Source organism: Mycobacterium sp. SM1 (assembly GCF_018361265.1).
GTDB lineage: Bacteria > Actinomycetota > Actinomycetes > Mycobacteriales > Mycobacteriaceae > Mycobacterium.
In genome coordinates, this window is sequence record NZ_JAFLNH010000001.1 from 402,596 (window position 1) to 420,824 (window position 18,229).

An 18,229-nucleotide genomic window follows, 5' to 3' on the forward strand; every position below is an offset into this window, starting at 1 on the left:
CACCGCGAATTTTTCGTCAAAGCTATGATCTACAGCGTGTCATCAGCGCCGACTGCCGACCATAGCGATGGGGTGGCGTTTTTATTGGCTCAGCTCGGTCATCACGCAACGACGCTGTTCGCCGAACAGCTGGCCACGGTTGAGCTGACCCCGCCGCACGCGGGAATCCTGCGTGTGATCGCCGCCGAGCCCGGCCGTAGCCAGCAAGCCCTGAGCACCCTGTTGGGCATGTTACCCAGCCGGATGGTCGCCTACGTCGACGAACTCGAGGACCGCGGGTACGTCGAGCGGCGCCGCAACCCCGAAGATCGCCGACTGCATGCCCTCTACCTGACCGCGGCCGGGAAAAAGTTGATGCGCAAGGTTTCCGAGCTGGCCCGCCAGCATGAGCGCCGGATCACCGCGGGGCTTGACGTCGCGCAGCGCAGCACACTGCGCGACCTGCTCGCCACGGTGGCGGCCCAGCAGGGTCTGCGGCCGCATGTTCACCCCGGTTACCGCACCGTGACGCGGTTGCCCGCGTCTCCCCCGCACGCGGCGGCTAAGCCAGGCGGGTGACTTCCACGGCCACGTCGAGATCGGTCGACCCTTCCCCGGAATAGACCCCCTTCAGCGGGGGCACATCGGCGTAGTCGCGACCGGTGCCCACGGTAACGTATCGCTCGGTGATTTCGGCGTCGTTGGTGGGGTCGTAGTCCCACCAAGTGCCGGTCCACACCCGGATCCACGCATGCGTCTGCCCGTCGACGGTTTTCCCAATTTCCGCATCGCACTTGGGATGCAAGTACGCGGACACGTAGCGTCCGGGAATTCCCATGCTGCGCAACAGCATCAATGACAGGTGAGCAAAATCCTGGCAGACACCCTTGCCCTCACGCAACGCGTCCAGCCCCGACGAATGCACGCCGGTGTAACCCGGCTCGTACTCGAGCTCACTGCGCACCCACTGCGCTGCGGCGACGACGGCTTCGGCCGGCTCGTGGGATCTGGCGATGCGCCGGCCCACCGCGGCGACGCGTTTGCTTATCGGCGTGTAAGCCGTTGCGCACAGCACTTCGTAAAAGCGATCGAGCACCGCCTCGGCCTGTAGGTCGGTCCACGTCACCTTCGCCGCCGGCGGCTCCGGCCGGTCGGTCTCGACGACCGACGAGGACGTCACCTCCAGTCGGGTGTGGGGAGCGTGCAAGTCGAACGCCGTCACCGCAGTGCCCCAATAATCAACGTAGCGATACGACCGGGTCGCCGGCAGCGTCTCCACACGGTTGAGGATGACGTTTTGCCGGGAATCCGACCGCGGCGTCAGCCGAGCCTCGTTGAAGGAAGCCGTCACCGGCGATTTGTAGGCATATCCGGTGGAATGCACCACCCGCATCCGCCACATCACGTCTTCCCCGGTTTGACGCCTGCTATGCCATTGTGGCCGGCACCCGACCACGCCACCCATGGTGCTGCGTGAAAATACTGTAACGCCAATGCTTCTCCGACATCGTGACAGGTTTTCTGCAAGCCGGCCAATCGGGTTTCCAGTGACTCCAGCAACGCGCCCGGCTGCAGGAATTCCAGTTCACTGCGGGCCCGGCCCAGCAGCCGCTGCGCTTCCGCGGTAGCCCCGACCCGGCTGTGCGGGTGATGCTGCAGTTCGTCGAGGTTATGCTCGGCCACCTTCAGCGAGTAAAAGATCGAGCGCGGGAACAACCGGTCGAGCAGCATGAACTCCACAACCCGATTGGCGTCCAGCACACCGCGATAGGTGCGCAGGTAGGTGTCGTGCGCGCCTGCGGAGCGCAACACCGTCACCCACGCGGGCGAGGACGCGCTGTCGCCAACCCTCGACAACAGCAGCCGCACCGTCATATCGACCCGCTCGATCGCGCGGCCCAGCATCATGAAGCGGTAGCCGTCGTCACGCGACAGCGTCGAATCTGCCAGGCCGGCAAACATCGCGGCACGGCCTTCGATGAAGGTTAGAAATTCATGTGGCCCAAAACGTTTGGCGGCACGCTCGCGTTCGGCAAGGGCGTTGTAAGTGGTGTTTAGGCACTCCCAGATCTCGGTAGACGTCACTTCTCGTGCCGACCTTGCGTTTTCCCGCGCTGCCGAAACCGCGTCGACGATGGAGCAGCCGCCCCGCGTCCCGCGGCTGAAGGCCACCAGGTCGGTCAGCGACCAGACGTCCAACTCGTGCTCCGGCGGCTCGATACCCAGCACGTGCAGCAGTACCCGGGAGGCATGGTCGGGGTCCACGCTGGAGTCTTCGAGCAGTTGGTGCACGCCCACGTCGAGAATGCGCGCGGTGTCGTCGGCGCGCTCGACATAACGACCGATCCAATGCAGCGCCTCCGCGTTGCGCGCCAACATCAGCTCATCACCGCCTGCTGCTGCTGCGGCTCCTGCGAACGCCGTTGGTGCTGCGACGAACCGTCGCTCGCCGGGTCGCCGGCCGGGGTGGGCTGGGGCAGCGACCGCACGGTCTCGACGGCACCCAACTCCCGGTTGACTCCCGAGGCGCGTGACGCCAGCACCCAGGTGTCCTTGGAGCCGCCGCCCTGGCTGGAGTTGACCACCCGCGATCCCTCGACCAGCGCCACCCGGGTCAGTCCGCCCGGCAACACCCAAACCTGCTCGCCGTCATTGACCGCGAACGGCCGCAGATCGACGTAGCGGGGCGCCAGCGTGTTGCCAACGCGGGTGGGCACGGTCGACAGCTCCATCATTGGTTGTGCGATCCACCGCCGCGGATTGTCGCGGATCTTCTTGCGGACAGCGGCGAGCTCTTTTTCGGAAGCGTCCGGTCCGAACACGATGCCGTACCCGCCGGACCCCTCGACCGGTTTGATCACCAGCTCGGCGATCCGGTCGAGCACTTCGTCGCGTTCGTCCTCCAGCCAGCACCGCAAGGTCTCCACGTTGGCCAACAGCGGCTTCTCGCCGAGGTAGTACTCGATGATGGTCGGCACGTAGGTGTAGACGAGCTTGTCGTCGCCGACGCCGTTGCCGACCGCGCTGGAGATCACGACATTGCCCGCGCGGGCCGCGTTGAGCAGGCCGGCCACCCCGAGCACCGAGTCCGCCCGAAACTGCAGCGGGTCGAGAAAAGCGTCATCGATGCGCCGGTAGATCACATCGACCTGACGCTCCCCCTCGGTGGTGCGCATATACACCTGGTTGTCCCGGCAGAACAGGTCGCGGCCTTCGACCAGCTCCACACCCATCTGGCGGGCCAGCAACGAATGCTCGAAATACGCCGAATTGGCCACCCCCGGCGTGAGCACCACCACCGTCGGGTCGGCCGCGTTGGTGGCGGCCGAGTTGCGCAGCGCGCGCAGCAGGTGCGCCGAGTAGTCGTCGACGGCGCGCACCCGGTGGGTGGCGAACAGGTTCGGGAAGACTCGCGCCATGATGCGCCGGTTTTCCATCACATACGACACCCCGGACGGCGAACGCAGATTGTCCTCCAGGACGCGGAAGTTGCCCCGGTCGTCGCGGACCAAGTCGATGCCCGCGACGTGGATCCGCACGCCGTTGGGTGGAGTGATGCCCGCGGCCTGGCGGTAGAAATGGTCGCAGGAGGTCACCAACCGGCGTGGAATCACGCCGTCGCGCAGAATCTCCTGCTCACCGTAGATGTCGCCGAGGTAGCACTCGAGGGCCTTGACACGCTGGGTGATGCCGCGCTCCAGCCGGCTCCATTCGGCGGCCGAGATGACCCGCGGCACCAGGTCGAGCGGAAACGGCCGCTCCTGGCCCGACAGCGAGAACGTGATGCCCTGGTCGATGAAGGCGCGGCCCAGCGCCTCCGAGCGGGCCCCGAGCTCGGATGCGTCCGACGGGGCAAGCTCGGCGTAGATGCCCCTGTAAGGGGCGCGGACATTGCCCTGCGCGTCGAACATCTCGTCGAAAGCCGCCGCATAGGGGCCCGGCCTGCGGTATCCCTCGAAGATGCCCTCGTAGCGACCGGGCGACGGCGACCCGCTACGCGGTGGCCGCCCGGTCTCGACCGGCAGGGTTCGAACGCCCACCGTCATATGCTGCCGCACGCGTTATTTCCGCAGGCCGGTACGGTGCGCTTTGAGAGAAAACGTAACGTGCTGCTAACCTGGGCAGTCGCTGCCCGTTTCGGACCCCGGGCAACCGGCGGACCGACCGCCCGGTACACAGCCAAAGCGAACGCCGGATCGACGAAGGAAGCTAACGCGTGGCCAACGTCAAGTCGCAGATCAAGCGCAACCGTACTAACGAGCGCCGGCGACTGCGCAACAAGTCGGTGAAGTCCTCGGTTCGGACGGCCATCCGTAAGTTCCGGGAAGCCGCCGGCGCCGGCGAGAAAGACAAGGCCGCGGAGCTGCTGAGGGCGGCCAGCCGCAAGCTCGACAAGGCGGCCAGCAAGGGTGTGATCCACAAAAACCAGGCGGCGAACAAGAAGTCGGCGCTGGCGCGCGCGTTTAACAAGCTCGCGGGCGTCTAGCAAGCTCTGAGCGGCTACCGCCCCCCGCCGCCCCCTCGGTGCCCGGCCGCCAACTCGGCAACTTTTCGGACAGCGGCCTCCAGCGCGTAATCGGCGTCCGCGGCCGCCCCCTTGACATCGGCGTTGAGCGTGGCTACCACTCTCATCGCGGTCGCCACCGAGTCGCGAGACCAGCGCCGAGCCTGTCTTTGGGCTTTCTGCACCCGCCAGGACGGCATCCCGAGCTCGGCCGCCAACCGGTGGGGATCACCCGACAGCGGACCCACCCGGCCGATGGCGTGCACCGCCTCGGCCAGCGCGTCGGCCAGAACGACGCGCGGTTCGCCGCGCATCATCGCCCACCGCAACGCCTCCGTGGCCCCCTCGACGTCGCCGGCCACCGCCTTGTCGGCGATATCGAACCCTTTGACCTCGGCCTTGCCGCTGTGATAGCGGCGCACCGCCGTCACGTCGACGTGGCCGGCGGTGTCAGCGACCAATTGTGAGCAGGCGGAGGCGAGTTCACGCACGTCGGAGCCGACCGCGTCCAGCAGGGCCGTCACCGTGTCCGCGTCGACGGCGACGCCCAGCGACCGGAACTCCCTGCGGACAAAGTCCGCGCGCTCACCGACCTTGCTGATCCGCGCACACAGATGCACCTGGGCCCCGAGCGCGCGCAACTCGTCGGCCAGCGCCTTGGCGCGCCCGCTGCCCGAGTGCAGCACCACCAGCACGGTGCCAGCCGGAATGTCCGCGGCCGCCGAGACGATCAACTTTGCCGCGTCCTTACCCGCCTCCTCGGCTGCCTCCAGCACGACGACCCGCTCGTCGGCAAACAGTGACCCGCTCAACAGCTCGGCAAGCTCGTAGGCATCCACCTCGCCGGCCCGCACCCGGCTCACCGGAACAGCGTCGGCACCCGCGTGCTGTCGCGCGGAACGCACCACGCCCGTCACCGCGCGTTCCACCAGCACTGGCTCCTCCCCGAGGACCAAGTGCAGCGGCGAAACCTCATGACTCATCCCACGATGGTGTCACGGCCTACCGACCGGCCGAATCGGGGATGCGGGCCGGCGCCAGCAGCCCCGACAGCGACCAGGACAACGCGCACGCCAGCGCCACCACGATGGCCCAGCCCATCGCCGCCCGAAACCCCCGCCACCGCCACAGCGCCACGGTCAGCACAGCGGCCGCGCCCACCAGGAGGACACCGGGCAGGCCCGCGGGAACGGGCACGCTCGCAGCGGGCACGCCGGCCGACCAGTGCGCGACGTGTAACACCCACCACAGCTCGGGACCGGTGAACCGGATCAACAGCTGCGCGCCCGCAGGCCACCACGCGCACAGCGCGGCCGCGGCACTGCCCAACACCGTGATCGGGGCGATCACCGCCGCCGTCACCAGGTTGGCGGCGGCGGCCACCAGGCTAAGCCGTCCCGAGATACCGGCGATCAGCGGCGCGGTCACCACTTGCGCTGCCCACGCGATACCCCACGCATCGGCCAGGGGCTTGGGCCAGCCGCGTGCCACCATGCCCCGGGACCAGATCGGAGCGATGACGACCAGCGCGGCCGTCGCCACCACCGACAAGGCGAAACCCACGTCGACGGCCAACTGAGGCGCGACGGCCAGCAACGCCAACACCGTGGCGGACAGCGCCGGAACCGCCTGTCGGCGACGCGACGACACCACCCCCAGCAGCGCGATGGCGCCCATGACGGCGGCTCGCAGCACGCTGGCCGTCGGCTGCACGACGATGACGAAGCCCATCAAGGCCGCTGCGGCCAGCCCCACGGCCGCCCGCGGTCCGAGCAACCGTGCCGAAAACAACGCCGCCCCACACACGATCGTGACGTTGGCCCCCGATACCGCTGTCAAGTGCGTCAGGCCCGCGGTACGGAATTCGCGGCGCGTCGCGGCGCTGACCGTCGAGGTGTCACCGAGGACCAGGGCGGGCAGCAGCGCGGCCCGATCCGCCGGCAGCGCATCGCGGGCGGCGGCCGCAAACCGGCCACGGACCGCGTGCGCGGCCCGCGACACCGGTCCGGCGCGGCCGAACCTCGGCTCACCCGTGGCGTTGAGCACCGCGATCGTCAGGTCATGGCGGGTCGGGCGGGTTATCCGCGCGCGAAATTCCGCGGGCCGGCCCACCATGACCTCGCCGAAGCCCGGTGTGCCCGCGAAAACCACTACCCGACCGGATGTTTGATGCGTGCCGACGCGCTGCAGCGTCGCCGGGAACACGATCCGGCCGCCGCCCGCCGAGACGGCGTTTTCCCTCGGGGTGACCGTTACCCGGGCGACGGTTCCGAACGCCGCGCCGATCGCGTGATCACCGACCGCGTCGGCGCGCAGCGCGATCGCGACCCCAAAGCCCGCACCTACGGCTGCCATGCCCAGCAGGCCAGCGCCAACGGCGCGTATCCGCGAGGCCGACCGCTCTGCGCGCCACAGCAGCACGCCCGCGGCTGCGGCCAGCAGAACACACAGCACCGCAACCACCCAGCCCACCGGCCACACGATCCCGGCCGCGGTGACCGTCCAGCCGGTCAGCGCGGCCGGGACCAGGCGCACATCCAGGCGCTCGGGTGCCGGATTGCCGCCGGCGAGGTCGGGCACGCGCGGGGTGTGAGGGGGTGCGCGCGATTCAGACACGCACGTGGGGACGCAGCTTTTCCAGACGCCCGGGACCGATGCCGTCCACGTCGGCGAGCTGATCGACGCTGGTGAACTTGCCGTTGGCGTCCCGCCAGGCCACGATCGCGGCCGCGGTGACCGGCCCGACGCCGGGCAGGGCGTCCAGCTGCTGCACGGTGGCCGTGTTGAGGTCGATCACCTCGCCGGGCTTCGGAGCGGGCGAGTTCGCCGTCCGGCTTGACGCGGGCGGGATCCCGGAGGTGGCCGACCCCCCGGTTACCGAGCTGCCCAGCACTTTCGGCTGCCCGGGGGCTGGGGAGAGCCCCACCACGATCTGCTCACCGTCGCCGAGCTGGCGGGCCATGTTCAGCCCGATGGTGTCGGCACCGTCGATCGTGCCGCCGGCTGCGGCGAGCGCATCGGCGATGCGCGCGCCGGGCGCCAAGGTGACCAGCCCGGGTCGGTGCACCAGGCCGACCACACTGACCACCACGGGTTGGCCGGGCGTGGCCGACGGACTGGCAGCCGGACCGCGGGAAACCGAGGAAACCGCTTCTACCGCAGGGAGTTTGGCCGACACGACCGGTGCAGACGGCTGACGCATCACCGTGAGCACGGTGACGAGTACCGCAATAGCGGCAATCCCCGCCAAGGCGACGACACCCGCGCGGCCCGGATCGGCGCGGACTTTCGCGAACCAGCCCGGGCTCGAGGAGGCCTCGGGCAGCCACCGCGGCAGCAACGAGTCGGGGCTATCGTCCGCATCGGTCTCCTCCGGCGGATCCGCGCTCGCACCCATCTCGGCATCCGGGCGGGCGCCGAGGGCATCCGGGTGGGTGGCGAGCCGGCGGTGCAGCCGCTCCACGGGCAGTTCTGGTCGCATGGGCCAACCATATGCGCGCCCGCCGCCGCGACGGCCGTTCGAGCAACCCGCGAGCGCCGGGTTGTGAACCAACCCGAGGCTGTGCAGAAATCGGCGGCACCCTAAGGTGCAAACCAGGCGGCAGCGCCCACAGAGAAGCGGTGGCAGCGCCCACAGAGCCCATCGAGGCCCATAGCCGTCCATACACGCCCATACAGGAGACTGCATGCAACTCGCTCTGACAGCAGAGGAAGCCGCCTTCCGCGATGAGCTTCGCGCCTTTTACACCACCAAGATCCCCGCGGATATCCGGGAGCGAACGCGGCTGGGCCTGCCGCCCAGCCGAGATGACATCATCACCAGCCAGAAGATCCTGAACGATCACGGGCTGGCGGTCCCGAGTTGGCCCGTAGAGTGGGGTGGTAGGAGCTGGACGCCCACTCAGCACCAAATCTGGCTTGACGAAATGCAGCTGGCGTGCGTTCCCGAGCCGCTGAACTTCAACACCAAGATGGTTGGCCCGGTGATCGCCGAATTCGGGTCGCCGGAGATCAAACAGCGGTTCCTGCCGCCGACCGCGAGCCTTGACATCTGGTGGTGCCAAGGATTCTCCGAGCCCGACGCCGGCTCTGATCTCGCATCGCTGCGCACCACCGCCGTACGCGACGGCGACAGCTACATCGTCAACGGCCAAAAGACGTGGACGACATTGGGCCAGTTCGCGGATTGGATCTTTTGCCTGGTGCGCACCGACCCACAGGCACCCAAACGACAAGCCGGCATCTCATTTCTGCTGATCGATATGGCGACACCCGGCATCACCCTGCGGCCAATCAAGCTGATCGACGGCGGCCACGAGGTAAACGAGGTGTTCTTCTCCGACGTCCGGGTCCCCGCCGACCAGCTGGTCGGCGAGGAGAATCACGGCTGGACCTACGCGAAGTTCCTGCTCGGCAACGAGCGCACCGGCATTGCCGGAGTGGGGCGGACCCAGGTGCGCCTCGCAGCGGTGAAACAGCACGCGGCCGAATCCGGCATGCTCGACGATCCGCTATTCGCCGCCCGGCTCGCGGAAGTCGAAAACGAGCTGCTGGCACTGCAACTCACGCAAATGCGGGTAGCGTCGAGTTCCGCGCACGGTAAACCCAATCCCGCCTCGTCGGTGCTCAAGCTGCGCGGCAGCCAATTGCAGCAGGCCGCCACCGAACTGCTCGTCGAGCTCGCCGGCCCGGACGCGCTGCCGTTCGGCGCCGGCGAGGACATCGCGTCACCGCTGTGGGCCCAGCGCAGCGGACCGCAGTACCTGAACTACCGCAAGACCTCGATCTATGGCGGCAGCAACGAAGTGCAGCGCAGCATCATCGCGTCCACGATTCTCGGATTGTGAGGTGTGCCATGGACTTTCAGTTGAGCGACGAGCAAATCCTGCTCCAGGACACCACCCGGGACGTGCTGTCGCGCAGCTATAGCCCCGAAACCCGCAACTCGATCATCGACACCGATCTCGGCTGGAGCCCCGAGGTGTGGCGCCGGTTTGCCGAGACCGGGATCCTCGGCCTGGGCTTCGAGTCCGGCGAGGCCGGCCAGATCGAGATCATGCTGGTGCTCATCGAGATCGGGCGGCGACTGGCTCCCGAGCCCGTCATGGACGCCGCGCTGGGACCCGGCGCGATCATCGCCGCGCACGGGACCGCCGCCCAACGGCGGCTACTCGACGACGTCGCCGCGGGCCGGCGGCTGCTGGCTTTCGCCCACCTCGAGCCCGGCATGCGGGCCGCCTCCGCTGATATCGCCACCGCCGCGGTTCAACGTGCAGGTTCATGGCTTGTGAGCGGGCGAAAGAACCCCGTGCTCGCTGGCGACTCCGCTGACACGCTGGTGGTCAGCGCCGCGTTGCCCGATGGCGGGACCGGGTTATTCCTGGTCGATGCCGACACCGTCGCCCGGCGCCGATACCGGACATTCGACGGTCGGCGCGCCGCCCAGATCGACCTCGACCACTCCCCCGCCGAACCACTCGGTACCGGCGGCGCCGCATCACGGGCCATCCGCGACGCGATCATCCGCGCCCACTCCGCCTTGTGCGCCGAGGCGGTCGGCGCGATGGCGGAAGCGCTGCGGCTCACCACCGATTATCTTAAGACCCGCAAGCAGTTCGGAGTCACACTGAACAAGTTCCAGACACTGACCCAGCGCGCCGCTGACATGTACGTTTCGCTGGAGCTGGCCCGCAGCATGAACCTGTACGCCGCGATGTCGATCGCCGAGGGCAATCTTGATCCGGTGATCGCCGCGAGGGCCAACCTGCAGATCTGCCGGTCCGGACGGCACATCGCCCAGGAAGCGATCCAGTTACACGGCGGCATCGGCATGACCGCGGAGTATCCGGTCGGCCATTACGCGGCCCGGCTCACCGCGATCGAGCGCAGCCTTGGGGCCCCGTATGACCAGTTGCGCGTCCTGGTCGACCACCTCGGCGATTACGACGTTGTCAGGCTGTAATTCAGGAGCACGCTTTATGGCTGAACTATCCGACGAGGTCGTCGAGTTCCTGTCGGCAGGCACCCGCACCGGGATGCTGGGATTTCTCGCATCCGACGGCCGGCCCTTAGTCACTCCGGTGTGGTTCATCCTCGACCACGGTCAGCTGGTGTTCAACACCGGCCGCAAGACCGCGAAAGGGCGTGCGCTGGTGCGGGATGCGCGCGTGGCCATCTGCGTCGACGATCCGCATCCGCCGTACTCGTTCGTGCAGGTCCAGGGAATTGCGACTGCGACTGAAGACGCCGCGGATTTGTTGGCGATCGCAACCCGCATCGGCGGGCGATACATGGGTGTCCACCGCGCCGAGGAGTTCGGCCGTCGCAACGCCGTTCCCGGCGAGCTGGTGGTGCGGGTCCGGCCGACCAAAGTCATTTCGGGATTCAATATCGCTGACTGACCCCGAGAAGTACTCCATGACCCCTGTGCACACCGGCCGCTTCACTCGTCCAGGTGTTCGGCCTTCCCGACATGCGTACCGTCATTCACTGCCTGCCACCGCAGGATTGGACCGAGCCGGGATTCATGGGTCTGGGCATAATCTGCACCGCGATGCCGGTCACCAACGCGTCCCGGCGGTGGTGGCGGCCAAACCCGGCACCGTGACGCTGGCCGACCTGCCGCCGGTCGTCGGCCGCGCAGCACCGTGATGGTACGCCGCTCACCTCCTCGACCCGACCGCGATGAACGCTCCCGTTCCGTATGCTCTACGATCGTTAGTCGCACAAAGGTTCCCTCGGACGTGACAGACGGCGGAGGCGAGGTTTCCGGCAGCATCCGGGCCGGCCCGCGGAACTCTCGGCCCGCCATCCTGCCGAGGCACATCAATCCAGGGCCTATCAGCCGAATAATGGCGACCACGTATCGGAAGGCGGTTACGTGAGAGCGATTTCAATGACCACGATGGTCAAACGGGCATGGATACCGCTGGTCTTGGCGGTGGTACTGGCATTTTCCGGGTTGGTCGTCGAGCGACTGCACCGGATCTTCGGCTCCCAGGACCTCAACGCCGCTGCGGGCTCCGGCATCGAGATCATCCAGTTCAACCCGAAAATTGTGACCTATGAGGTGTTCGGCTCCCCGGGCAGCACCGCCAACATCAACTACTGGGACGCCGAAGCCAACACCAACCAAGTCAACGCAGCGCCACTGCCGTGGTCATACACGATATCGACGACCCTGCCCGCGGTGGCCGCCAACATCATGGCCCAGGGGACCGGCGATCATATCGGCTGCCGGATCACCGTTGACGGTGTCCTGCGGGAGGAAAAGCACGCCGACGGCCTCAATGCCCAGACCTACTGCCTGGTGAAGGCCGCATGACAACCGGCAGCGGCGCGCACCTCAAGCGGCCCGTCATCGCGCACACTATCCGCCTGTTCGCGGTGCCCATCATCGTGTCCTGGATTGCCCTCACCATCGTGGTGAATACCGTCGTGCCGACGTTGGAGGTCGTGGGCGAGGCGCATTCGGCGCCGATGGCTCCGATGGAAGCGCCGTCCATGCAGGCGATGATGCGCCTCGGTCACAATTTCAAGGAGTTCGACTCCAACAGCACGGTCATGATCGTCCTGGAAGGCCAGCAGCCCCTCGGCGACGCCGCTCACCGCTACTACGACGAGATCATTCGCCGGCTGCGGCAGGATCCCCGACATATCCAACACATCCAGGACTTCTGGAGCGATCGGCTCACGGCGGCGGGAGTCCAGAGCACCGACGGCAAGGGCGCCTACGTCATGCTGAACCTCGCCGGCAACCAGGGCACCACGTTAGCCAACGAGTCCGTCGAGGCGGTCCGCAAGGTCGTGGAGCACACCCCGGCGCCGCCGGGAGTGCGCGCCTACGTCACCGGCCCGGCCGCGCTGTCGGATGACATGCACGTGATCGGCAACGCCAGTCTGGCGAAGATCACGCTGTTCACCCTCGCGGCGATCGCGATCATGTTGTTCCTGGTGTACCGCTCGATCATCACCACCGTGGTGCAGCTTTTCATGACCGGGATCGCGTTGGCGTCCTCGCGGGGTGTCGTCGCGGTGCTGGCCTATCACGACGTGTTCGGGCTCACGACGTTTGCGGCCAATATCTTGACGATGCTGGCGATCGCCGCCGGCACCGATTACGGGATATTCCTCATCGGCCGCTATCAAGAGGCGCGTCAGGCCGGGGAAAATCCCGAAGAGGCCTACTACACGACGTTTCGGGGGGTCGCCCCGGTGGTCCTGGGCTCGGGTCTGACCATTGCCGGGGCGGTCTATTGCCTCAGCTTTGCGCGGCTGCCCTGGTTTCACACGATGGGCGCCCCGGCGGGGATAGGGATGCTGGTGGTGGTGGCGGCCGGACTCACACTGGGGCCGGCCGTGGTGTTCGTGGGCAGCCGTTTCGGTCTTTTCGAGTCCAAACGCGCCCCGCGACGCCGGCTGTGGCGCCGCGTCGGCACCGCGGTGGTGCGTTGGCCGGCGCCGATCCTGGCCGTCAGTGCCGCGGTCGTGCTGATCGGCATGCTCGGCCTTCCCGGATACACGACCAGTTACAACGATCGCTACTACCTGCCCGCCAGGGCGTCGGCAAATCTCGGCTACGCGGCCGCGGACCGGCATTTCTCCCAGGCCCGAATGAACCCCGACATGCTGATGGTCGAGGCCGACCACGATATGCGCAATCCGGCCGACATGCTCGTCCTGGACAGGGTGGCTAAAAATGTCATCCGCGTCAGGGGTATCGCTATGGTGCAGGATATTACCCGGCCCTTGGGGATTCCGATCCAGCATAGTTCGATACCCTTTCAGAACAGCATGCAAGCTCAGACGACCATGCAGAATATGGCTTTTCTGAAAGACCGCATGGCCGATATCCTGAAGATGGCAGACGAGCAGCAGGTTACGATAAACTACCTGGAGCGGCTGTACAACGTTACCCGGCAGCTGGCCGACAACACTCACGATATGGCCCGTATCACCGAAGAAATGACGGCCATCAACGACGAGCTACGTGACCACATCGCGGATTTCGACGATGTTTGGCGGCCGCTTCGCAGTTACTTCTACTGGGAGAAGCACTGCTTCGACATTCCCGTTTGCTGGTCGTTCAGATCCATCTTCGATGCCCTGGACGGTATCGATAAGCTGGCCGAAAAGCTACACGAACTCTCCAAAGACACGGCGATCATGGATGTGCTCACGCACGAAATGGCTGCGCTGCTGCCGCCACAGATCGAATCGATGAAAACGACCCGCGCGTTGACCCTGACCATGCACAGCACCTTTCAGGCGATGATCAATCAGATGGACGCCATGAACAACACCGCGATCGTCATGGGCCAGAGTTTTGACACCTCGAAGAACGACGACTTCTTCTACCTGCCGCCGGAGGCCTTCGATAACCACGACTTTCAGGTCGGCCTGAAAATGTTCTTGTCGCCGGACGGCAAGTCAGCGCGCTTTTTCATCACCCATCAGGGTGATCCCATGACCCCGGAGGGAATTTCGCGCGTCGACGCGGAAAGAACGGCAGCCCAGGAGGGGCTGAAGCAATCCTCGCTGTCAAATGCCCGGGTCTATCTTGGCGGTACCGCCGCGACGTTCAAAGACATGCACGACGGCGCGAAATATGACCTGATGATCGCGGTGGTGTCCTCGCTGACGCTGATCTTCATGATCATGCTGCTGCTCACCCGCAGCCTGGTCGCCGCGGTGGTGATCGTCGGCACCGCGGCCAGCTCGATCGCGGCGTCCTTCGGGCTGTCCGTGCTCATCTGGCAAGACCTGTTCGGCATCCACGTCCACTGGGTGGTGGCGGCGCTGTCCGTCATCATCCTGCTGGCCGTCGGATCCGACTACAACCTGCTGCTGGTCTCCCGGTTCAAAGAGGAGATCCACGCCGGGCTGAAAACGGGAACCATCCGGTCGATGGGCGGCACCGGCGGGGTGGTGACGGCCGCGGGCCTGGTCTTCGCCTTCACCATGGCGGCCATGCTCGGCAGCGATCTGCGGGTTATCGGTCAGTTCGGCTCCACGGTCTGCATCGGTCTGTTGCTCGACACGCTGGTCGTGCGCACCTTGCTCATGCCCTCCATCGCCACCCTGCTGGGACGCTGGTTCTGGTGGCCGCAAGTGGTGCACCCACGCGGTATCGACAACGTGCGGCGCCGTGAGCGGCTCACCGAAGACACCGCGCCGCTGGCCGTGCCGGCGCGGCGGTGAGCCCTCGAAGCCGGCAACGCGCGGCGCGGCGCTCCGGCGGTGCGAGCGGGCGCAAGCGTGAGCTAGCGCGGCAGCTGCAGGCAGACGCCGAGGGCCCCCTCACCGACGTGCAGGGCGAGCACCGGGCCCAGCTCGGCCACGATCGCCGGCGCGCACGCCGGTAACCGTTCGGCCAACGCCGCCGCCAGCGCGCCCGCGGCGTCCGGGCTGGCGACGTGGTGCACCGCGACGGCGGCAGCGCTATCACCGACGAGGTCACACACCCGGTCGATCATCGCCGCCACCGCCTTACTGGCGGTGCGAACGCGTTGCGCCAGCACAAGTTTGCCCTCGTCGACGCACAGCAATGGTTTAAGCGCCAACGCGGTGCCGAGCCAGGCGGCCGCGCCGCCGATGCGCCCGCTGCGCCGCAGGTTATCCAGGTGCCGCACGACCAGGTAGGCGTGCGTGCGCCGCACCGCCGCGGCCGCCTCCGACGCAACGGTGTTCAGGTCCGCGCCCTGCGCGGCCGCCCGTGCGGCGGCCAGCGCGACAAAACCGGCGCCCATCGCGGCCGACTTCGAGTCGATAACCCGCACACCCGGGCCAATGCCCGCTGCCGTCTGCTGGGCGACACCGACGGTCCCCGACAACGCGGCCGAAATGTGCACTGCAACTACCCCGTCACCACCGCTGTCGGCCAGGGCCCGCCGGTAGGCCGCGCACAGCTCGGCCGGGGTGGCCGCGGCGGTGCTGGCCCGGGCGTGTCGATGAATGTCGGCGGGAATCTGGTCCAGACCATCACGCAGATCGGCGCCGTCGACCAGGATGTGCAGCGGGACCTCACGAATTCCCCACCGCTGACGCGTGTCGGCCGGTAACCGCGATGCCGAGTCGGTGACCACCACGACGGACATGATCAGCCGCGGGGCTGCTCTCGCGCGGCGCCGGCCCGGGCCAGCGCGTTGAGCATGCGGTCCGCGACGGCCCGGTGCGCTTCGAAGCTCCAGTGGATGCCGTCGGGGTTACCCCGACCGCTCAGGACGTGCTCACCGACCGCGGCAGCCAAATCCACCAGCGGGATATCGCGGTGTTGTGCCCATTTGGTGATGGCGGCCGCGGTCGCGGCGCGGCCGGGGTGCGCCCGGCCGTAGCTTTCCGCGATGTGCACCGGCGGCAATGTCGCCACGACCGCGATACCGGGGCGGTTGAAATCGATTGCGCTACGGGTCTGTTCAAGATATTCGACGGTCAGGCGCGGCGGCAGCGCCGGCCTGGCCACCGCAGACAGGCGCCGCTGCGCCCAGCCGTAGCCCGTGCGGACCCGGCGCCGCAGCCAGGGCGGTCGGAGGTAGCGGATGAGCTCGCGCAGCGCGGTCGGCAGCGGCGACGGCAGCGAATCCATCCCGCCGGTCGCGAAGATCACCGCACCCGCCCGGGGCAGCGCCGCCCACGCGCGCGGGTCCTCGGTGGCCGCCCACCACACGTCTCGACACGTCCAGCCGATCCGCCCGATGAGTTCTAGATCCCAATCTAGTTGGGAAGCAACAATGTTGGGCCAGATACGGGGGTCGTCAGCGGGCAGGCCGCCGCTGGGCCCGTAGTAGGCCAGCGAGTCGGCGAAGACCAGCAACACCGGCCGGGAAGATAACTCACCGGACATCGTCACCGACCTGTGCCGAGGCGTTCCAGACGTCCAGGCGCCAGCGGATGCGATCCAGCTCGCCGTCGTCGCTGTCATCGGCGTCATCGGCGGACTGCCCGCTCAGCTGGGTCCAGCTGGCGTTGCCCATGCGGGCCAGTGCCGGCCAGTGTGCCACCGGCAGGCGCAGCAGCGCGGCGGCCAAGCCGGCGATCAGACCACCATGAGCGACCAGCACCACCGGCCTGTGTGGATCCTCGGGCGCCCCCCATGCCGGCTCGCCGGACACCAGTTCCGCAATAAGTGGCAGGCTGCGCGCGGCAACGTCGACCCGGCTTTCCCCGCCGGGCGGTGCCCAAGAGGCGTCGGCGCGCCACGCCAGCCGCCCCCCGGGTGCGATGGCGTCGACCTGGGCGTGGGTCAGGCCCTGCCAGTCGCCGAGGTGGGTTTCGCGAAGCCGCCGGTCGACCCGCACCGGCAGACCGGTGCGCTGCCCTAACTCCACCGCCGTGTCGTACGCGCGACGTAAATCCGATGACACGATCAGCAGGGGGTGCCGCTTGCCCAGCACCTCGGCAACGACGGCGGCTTGGGCGCGGCCGAGGTCGCTCAGCTCGGTGTCCAGCTGGCCCTGCATCCGGGTGTCGGCGTTGAACACGGTTTGGCCGTGGCGCAGCAGCACCAGCCGCCGTGTCCTCATGGCGCCTTCTCCAGGTCGACCGCCACCGTCGGGCAGTCACGCCAAAGCCGGTCTAGGGCATAGTAGTTGCGTTCGTCGCGGTGTTGGATGTGCACCACGATGTCGATGTAGTCCAGCAGGGTCCAGCGGCCTCCGCGGGCGCCCTCGCGACGAGCCGGGTGATAGCCGGCTTGGCGCATCTTCTCCTCGACCTCATCGACGATGGCGTTGACCTGCCGCTCGTTGGAGGCCGAGGCGATGACAAAACAGTCCGTGATGGCCAGTTGCGCGGACACGTCGATGACGACGATGTCCTCGGCGAGCTTCGCGGCAGCCGCCCCGGCGGCCACCCGCGCCATGTCGATGGCCTCTTTGGTGGCCGTCACCTGTCGTCCCCGCCGACCCGGCGGGTGGCCAATTGGCGCGGAGGTTCGTCGCCGCCGGGTGCGCGATAAAGCCCGCGCTTGGCGATGTACTGCACCACCCCATCAGGCAGCAGGTACCACAGCGGCCGGGACTGCGCGGCGCGCCGGCGGCAGTCGGTCGATGAGATCGCCAGCGCCGGGATCTCGACGAGGGTCAGCGCGTCCTCGGATAGCTTGGCGAGGACGTCGGAGAGGTGCTCGCGCGCCAGCTCGTAACCGGGTCGGCTCACGCCCACGAAACGCGCCATCGCGAACAACTCCTCCCAGTTGTGCCAGGACAAGATGGAGGCCAGCGCATCGGCGCCGGTGATGAAGTACAGCTCGGAGCCCGGGTGAAGCGCCCGCAGATCCCCCAAGGTGTCCTTAGTGTAAGTGAGTCCGCCGCGGTCGATGTCGACACGGCTTACCGAGAACCGGGGGTTGGACGCGGTCGCGATCACCGTCATCAGGTAGCGGTCCTCGGCATCGCTCACCTGGCGGTCTTTCTGCCAGGGCTGCGCGGTGGGCACGAACACCACTTCGTCGAGGTCGAACAGGTCGGCCACTTCGCTGGCGGCGAACAGGTGACCGTTATGGATGGGGTCGAAGGTGCCGCCCATCACGCCCAGTCGCCGCCGCTTTTGCACGACACGCCAGCTTACTGGAACACCCCGGAACGGCTGAGCCCACGGGGAATGCGCATCGACTACCGATCGTCCTTGTCACAGCTGCCCCAGGAGTCCCGCGAAAGGAATGTTCGTCTTGCCCACCTCCAAGCGATTTATCGCGGCCGGCGCCCGACCGAGCGGGTCCGCTGTCGCTCGGAGGTGGGCAAACTGTGC

Annotated in this window: 18 protein-coding genes and 1 pseudogene; 8 read left to right on the forward strand and 11 right to left on the reverse strand. The window is 67.4% G+C overall.

The window, feature by feature from the left end:
* The first annotated feature begins 36 nt into the window (after positions 1 to 36).
* Positions 37 to 558, forward strand: a complete 522-nt coding sequence (locus MSM1_RS01865; RefSeq protein ID WP_307857256.1) for a MarR family winged helix-turn-helix transcriptional regulator — start codon at positions 37 to 39, stop codon at positions 556 to 558.
* Here MSM1_RS01865 and MSM1_RS01870 read toward each other — a convergent pair.
* From MSM1_RS01870 to MSM1_RS01880, 3 genes are read right to left on the reverse strand one after another with little or no spacing between them, the layout of a single operon-like run.
* Positions 542 to 1,381: a transglutaminase family protein gene (locus MSM1_RS01870; RefSeq protein WP_213441274.1), complete on the reverse strand. Its 840-nt coding sequence runs from the start codon at positions 1,379 to 1,381 to the stop codon at positions 542 to 544. The genes MSM1_RS01865 and MSM1_RS01870 overlap by 17 nt on opposite strands.
* Positions 1,381 to 2,358 carry an alpha-E domain-containing protein gene (locus MSM1_RS01875; RefSeq protein ID WP_213439936.1) on the reverse strand — a complete coding sequence of 326 codons (978 nt, stop codon included), beginning with the start codon at positions 2,356 to 2,358 and terminating at the stop codon, positions 1,381 to 1,383. The genes MSM1_RS01870 and MSM1_RS01875 overlap by 1 nt, the downstream gene beginning before the upstream one ends.
* Complete coding sequence (locus tag MSM1_RS01880; protein ID WP_374101682.1) at positions 2,358 to 4,004, reverse strand: circularly permuted type 2 ATP-grasp protein; 1,647 nt, start codon at positions 4,002 to 4,004, stop codon at positions 2,358 to 2,360. The genes MSM1_RS01875 and MSM1_RS01880 overlap by 1 nt, the downstream gene beginning before the upstream one ends.
* A 191-nt stretch (positions 4,005 to 4,195) precedes the next feature.
* On the opposite strand from MSM1_RS01880, the gene rpsT reads away from it, so the two are divergent.
* Positions 4,196 to 4,465, forward strand: a complete 270-nt coding sequence (gene rpsT, locus MSM1_RS01885; RefSeq protein WP_213439938.1) for a 30S ribosomal protein S20 — start codon at positions 4,196 to 4,198, stop codon at positions 4,463 to 4,465.
* A gap of 14 nt (positions 4,466 to 4,479) precedes the next feature.
* On the opposite strand, the gene holA is transcribed toward rpsT, so the two are convergent.
* The 3 genes from holA to MSM1_RS01900 form a co-directional block, all read right to left on the reverse strand.
* Positions 4,480 to 5,466, reverse strand: coding sequence for a DNA polymerase III subunit delta (holA, locus tag MSM1_RS01890; protein WP_213439939.1), 987 nt, complete (start codon positions 5,464 to 5,466; stop codon positions 4,480 to 4,482).
* 19 nt (positions 5,467 to 5,485) lie between these two features.
* Positions 5,486 to 7,018 (reverse strand): ComEC/Rec2 family competence protein, encoded by a 1,533-nt coding sequence (locus MSM1_RS01895; protein ID WP_213441276.1) that lies wholly within the window; start codon positions 7,016 to 7,018, stop codon positions 5,486 to 5,488.
* Between the two features lie 73 nt (positions 7,019 to 7,091).
* On the reverse strand, positions 7,092 to 7,964 hold the full coding sequence (locus MSM1_RS01900; protein WP_213439940.1) for a ComEA family DNA-binding protein: 873 nt from the start codon (positions 7,962 to 7,964) through the stop codon (positions 7,092 to 7,094).
* Positions 7,965 to 8,169: 205 nt separating this feature from the next.
* Between MSM1_RS01900 and MSM1_RS01905 the strand changes: the two genes are divergently transcribed.
* The 6 genes and pseudogenes from MSM1_RS01905 (at position 8,170) to MSM1_RS01930 (ending at position 14,683) form a co-directional block, all read left to right on the forward strand.
* Complete coding sequence (locus MSM1_RS01905; protein WP_213439941.1) at positions 8,170 to 9,330, forward strand: acyl-CoA dehydrogenase family protein; 1,161 nt, start codon at positions 8,170 to 8,172, stop codon at positions 9,328 to 9,330.
* 8 nt (positions 9,331 to 9,338) lie between these two features.
* Complete coding sequence (locus MSM1_RS01910) at positions 9,339 to 10,445, forward strand: acyl-CoA dehydrogenase family protein (RefSeq protein ID WP_213439942.1); 1,107 nt, start codon at positions 9,339 to 9,341, stop codon at positions 10,443 to 10,445.
* A gap of 16 nt (positions 10,446 to 10,461) precedes the next feature.
* Positions 10,462 to 10,884 carry a PPOX class F420-dependent oxidoreductase gene (locus MSM1_RS01915; RefSeq protein ID WP_213439943.1) on the forward strand — a complete coding sequence of 141 codons (423 nt, stop codon included), beginning with the start codon at positions 10,462 to 10,464 and terminating at the stop codon, positions 10,882 to 10,884.
* A gap of 44 nt (positions 10,885 to 10,928) precedes the next feature.
* Positions 10,929 to 11,134: pseudogene (locus MSM1_RS01920) on the forward strand (dihydrodipicolinate reductase); the annotation flags it as partial.
* A gap of 244 nt (positions 11,135 to 11,378) precedes the next feature.
* The gene (locus MSM1_RS01925; RefSeq protein ID WP_236055054.1) at positions 11,379 to 11,807 is read left to right on the forward strand and encodes an MmpS family transport accessory protein; all 429 of its coding nucleotides are present in this window, start codon (positions 11,379 to 11,381) and stop codon (positions 11,805 to 11,807) included.
* Positions 11,804 to 14,683: an RND family transporter gene (locus MSM1_RS01930; RefSeq protein ID WP_213439944.1), complete on the forward strand. Its 2,880-nt coding sequence runs from the start codon at positions 11,804 to 11,806 to the stop codon at positions 14,681 to 14,683. Before MSM1_RS01925 ends, MSM1_RS01930 begins: the two co-directional genes overlap by 4 nt.
* Before the next feature lie 62 nt (positions 14,684 to 14,745).
* On the opposite strand, the gene MSM1_RS01935 is transcribed toward MSM1_RS01930, so the two are convergent.
* The 5 genes from MSM1_RS01935 to nadD are packed head-to-tail and all read right to left on the reverse strand — an operon-like array spanning position 14,746 to position 18,034.
* Positions 14,746 to 15,579: a DegV family protein gene (locus MSM1_RS01935; protein WP_213439945.1), complete on the reverse strand. Its 834-nt coding sequence runs from the start codon at positions 15,577 to 15,579 to the stop codon at positions 14,746 to 14,748.
* A gap of 2 nt (positions 15,580 to 15,581) precedes the next feature.
* A complete protein-coding gene (octT, locus tag MSM1_RS01940; RefSeq protein WP_213439946.1) occupies positions 15,582 to 16,325 on the reverse strand; it encodes a diglucosylglycerate octanoyltransferase in 744 nt (247 codons plus the stop codon).
* Positions 16,315 to 17,004: a glucosyl-3-phosphoglycerate phosphatase gene (gpgP, locus tag MSM1_RS01945; protein WP_213439947.1), complete on the reverse strand. Its 690-nt coding sequence runs from the start codon at positions 17,002 to 17,004 to the stop codon at positions 16,315 to 16,317. The genes octT and gpgP overlap by 11 nt, the downstream gene beginning before the upstream one ends.
* Entirely contained in the window at positions 17,001 to 17,369 is a 369-nt protein-coding gene (gene rsfS / locus MSM1_RS01950; protein ID WP_213439948.1) for a ribosome silencing factor, read from the reverse strand. The genes gpgP and rsfS overlap by 4 nt, the downstream gene beginning before the upstream one ends.
* Entirely contained in the window at positions 17,366 to 18,034 is a 669-nt protein-coding gene (gene nadD / locus MSM1_RS01955; RefSeq protein WP_213439949.1) for a nicotinate-nucleotide adenylyltransferase, read from the reverse strand. Before nadD ends, rsfS begins: the two co-directional genes overlap by 4 nt.
* Between the last annotated feature and the right edge of the window lie 195 nt (positions 18,035 to 18,229).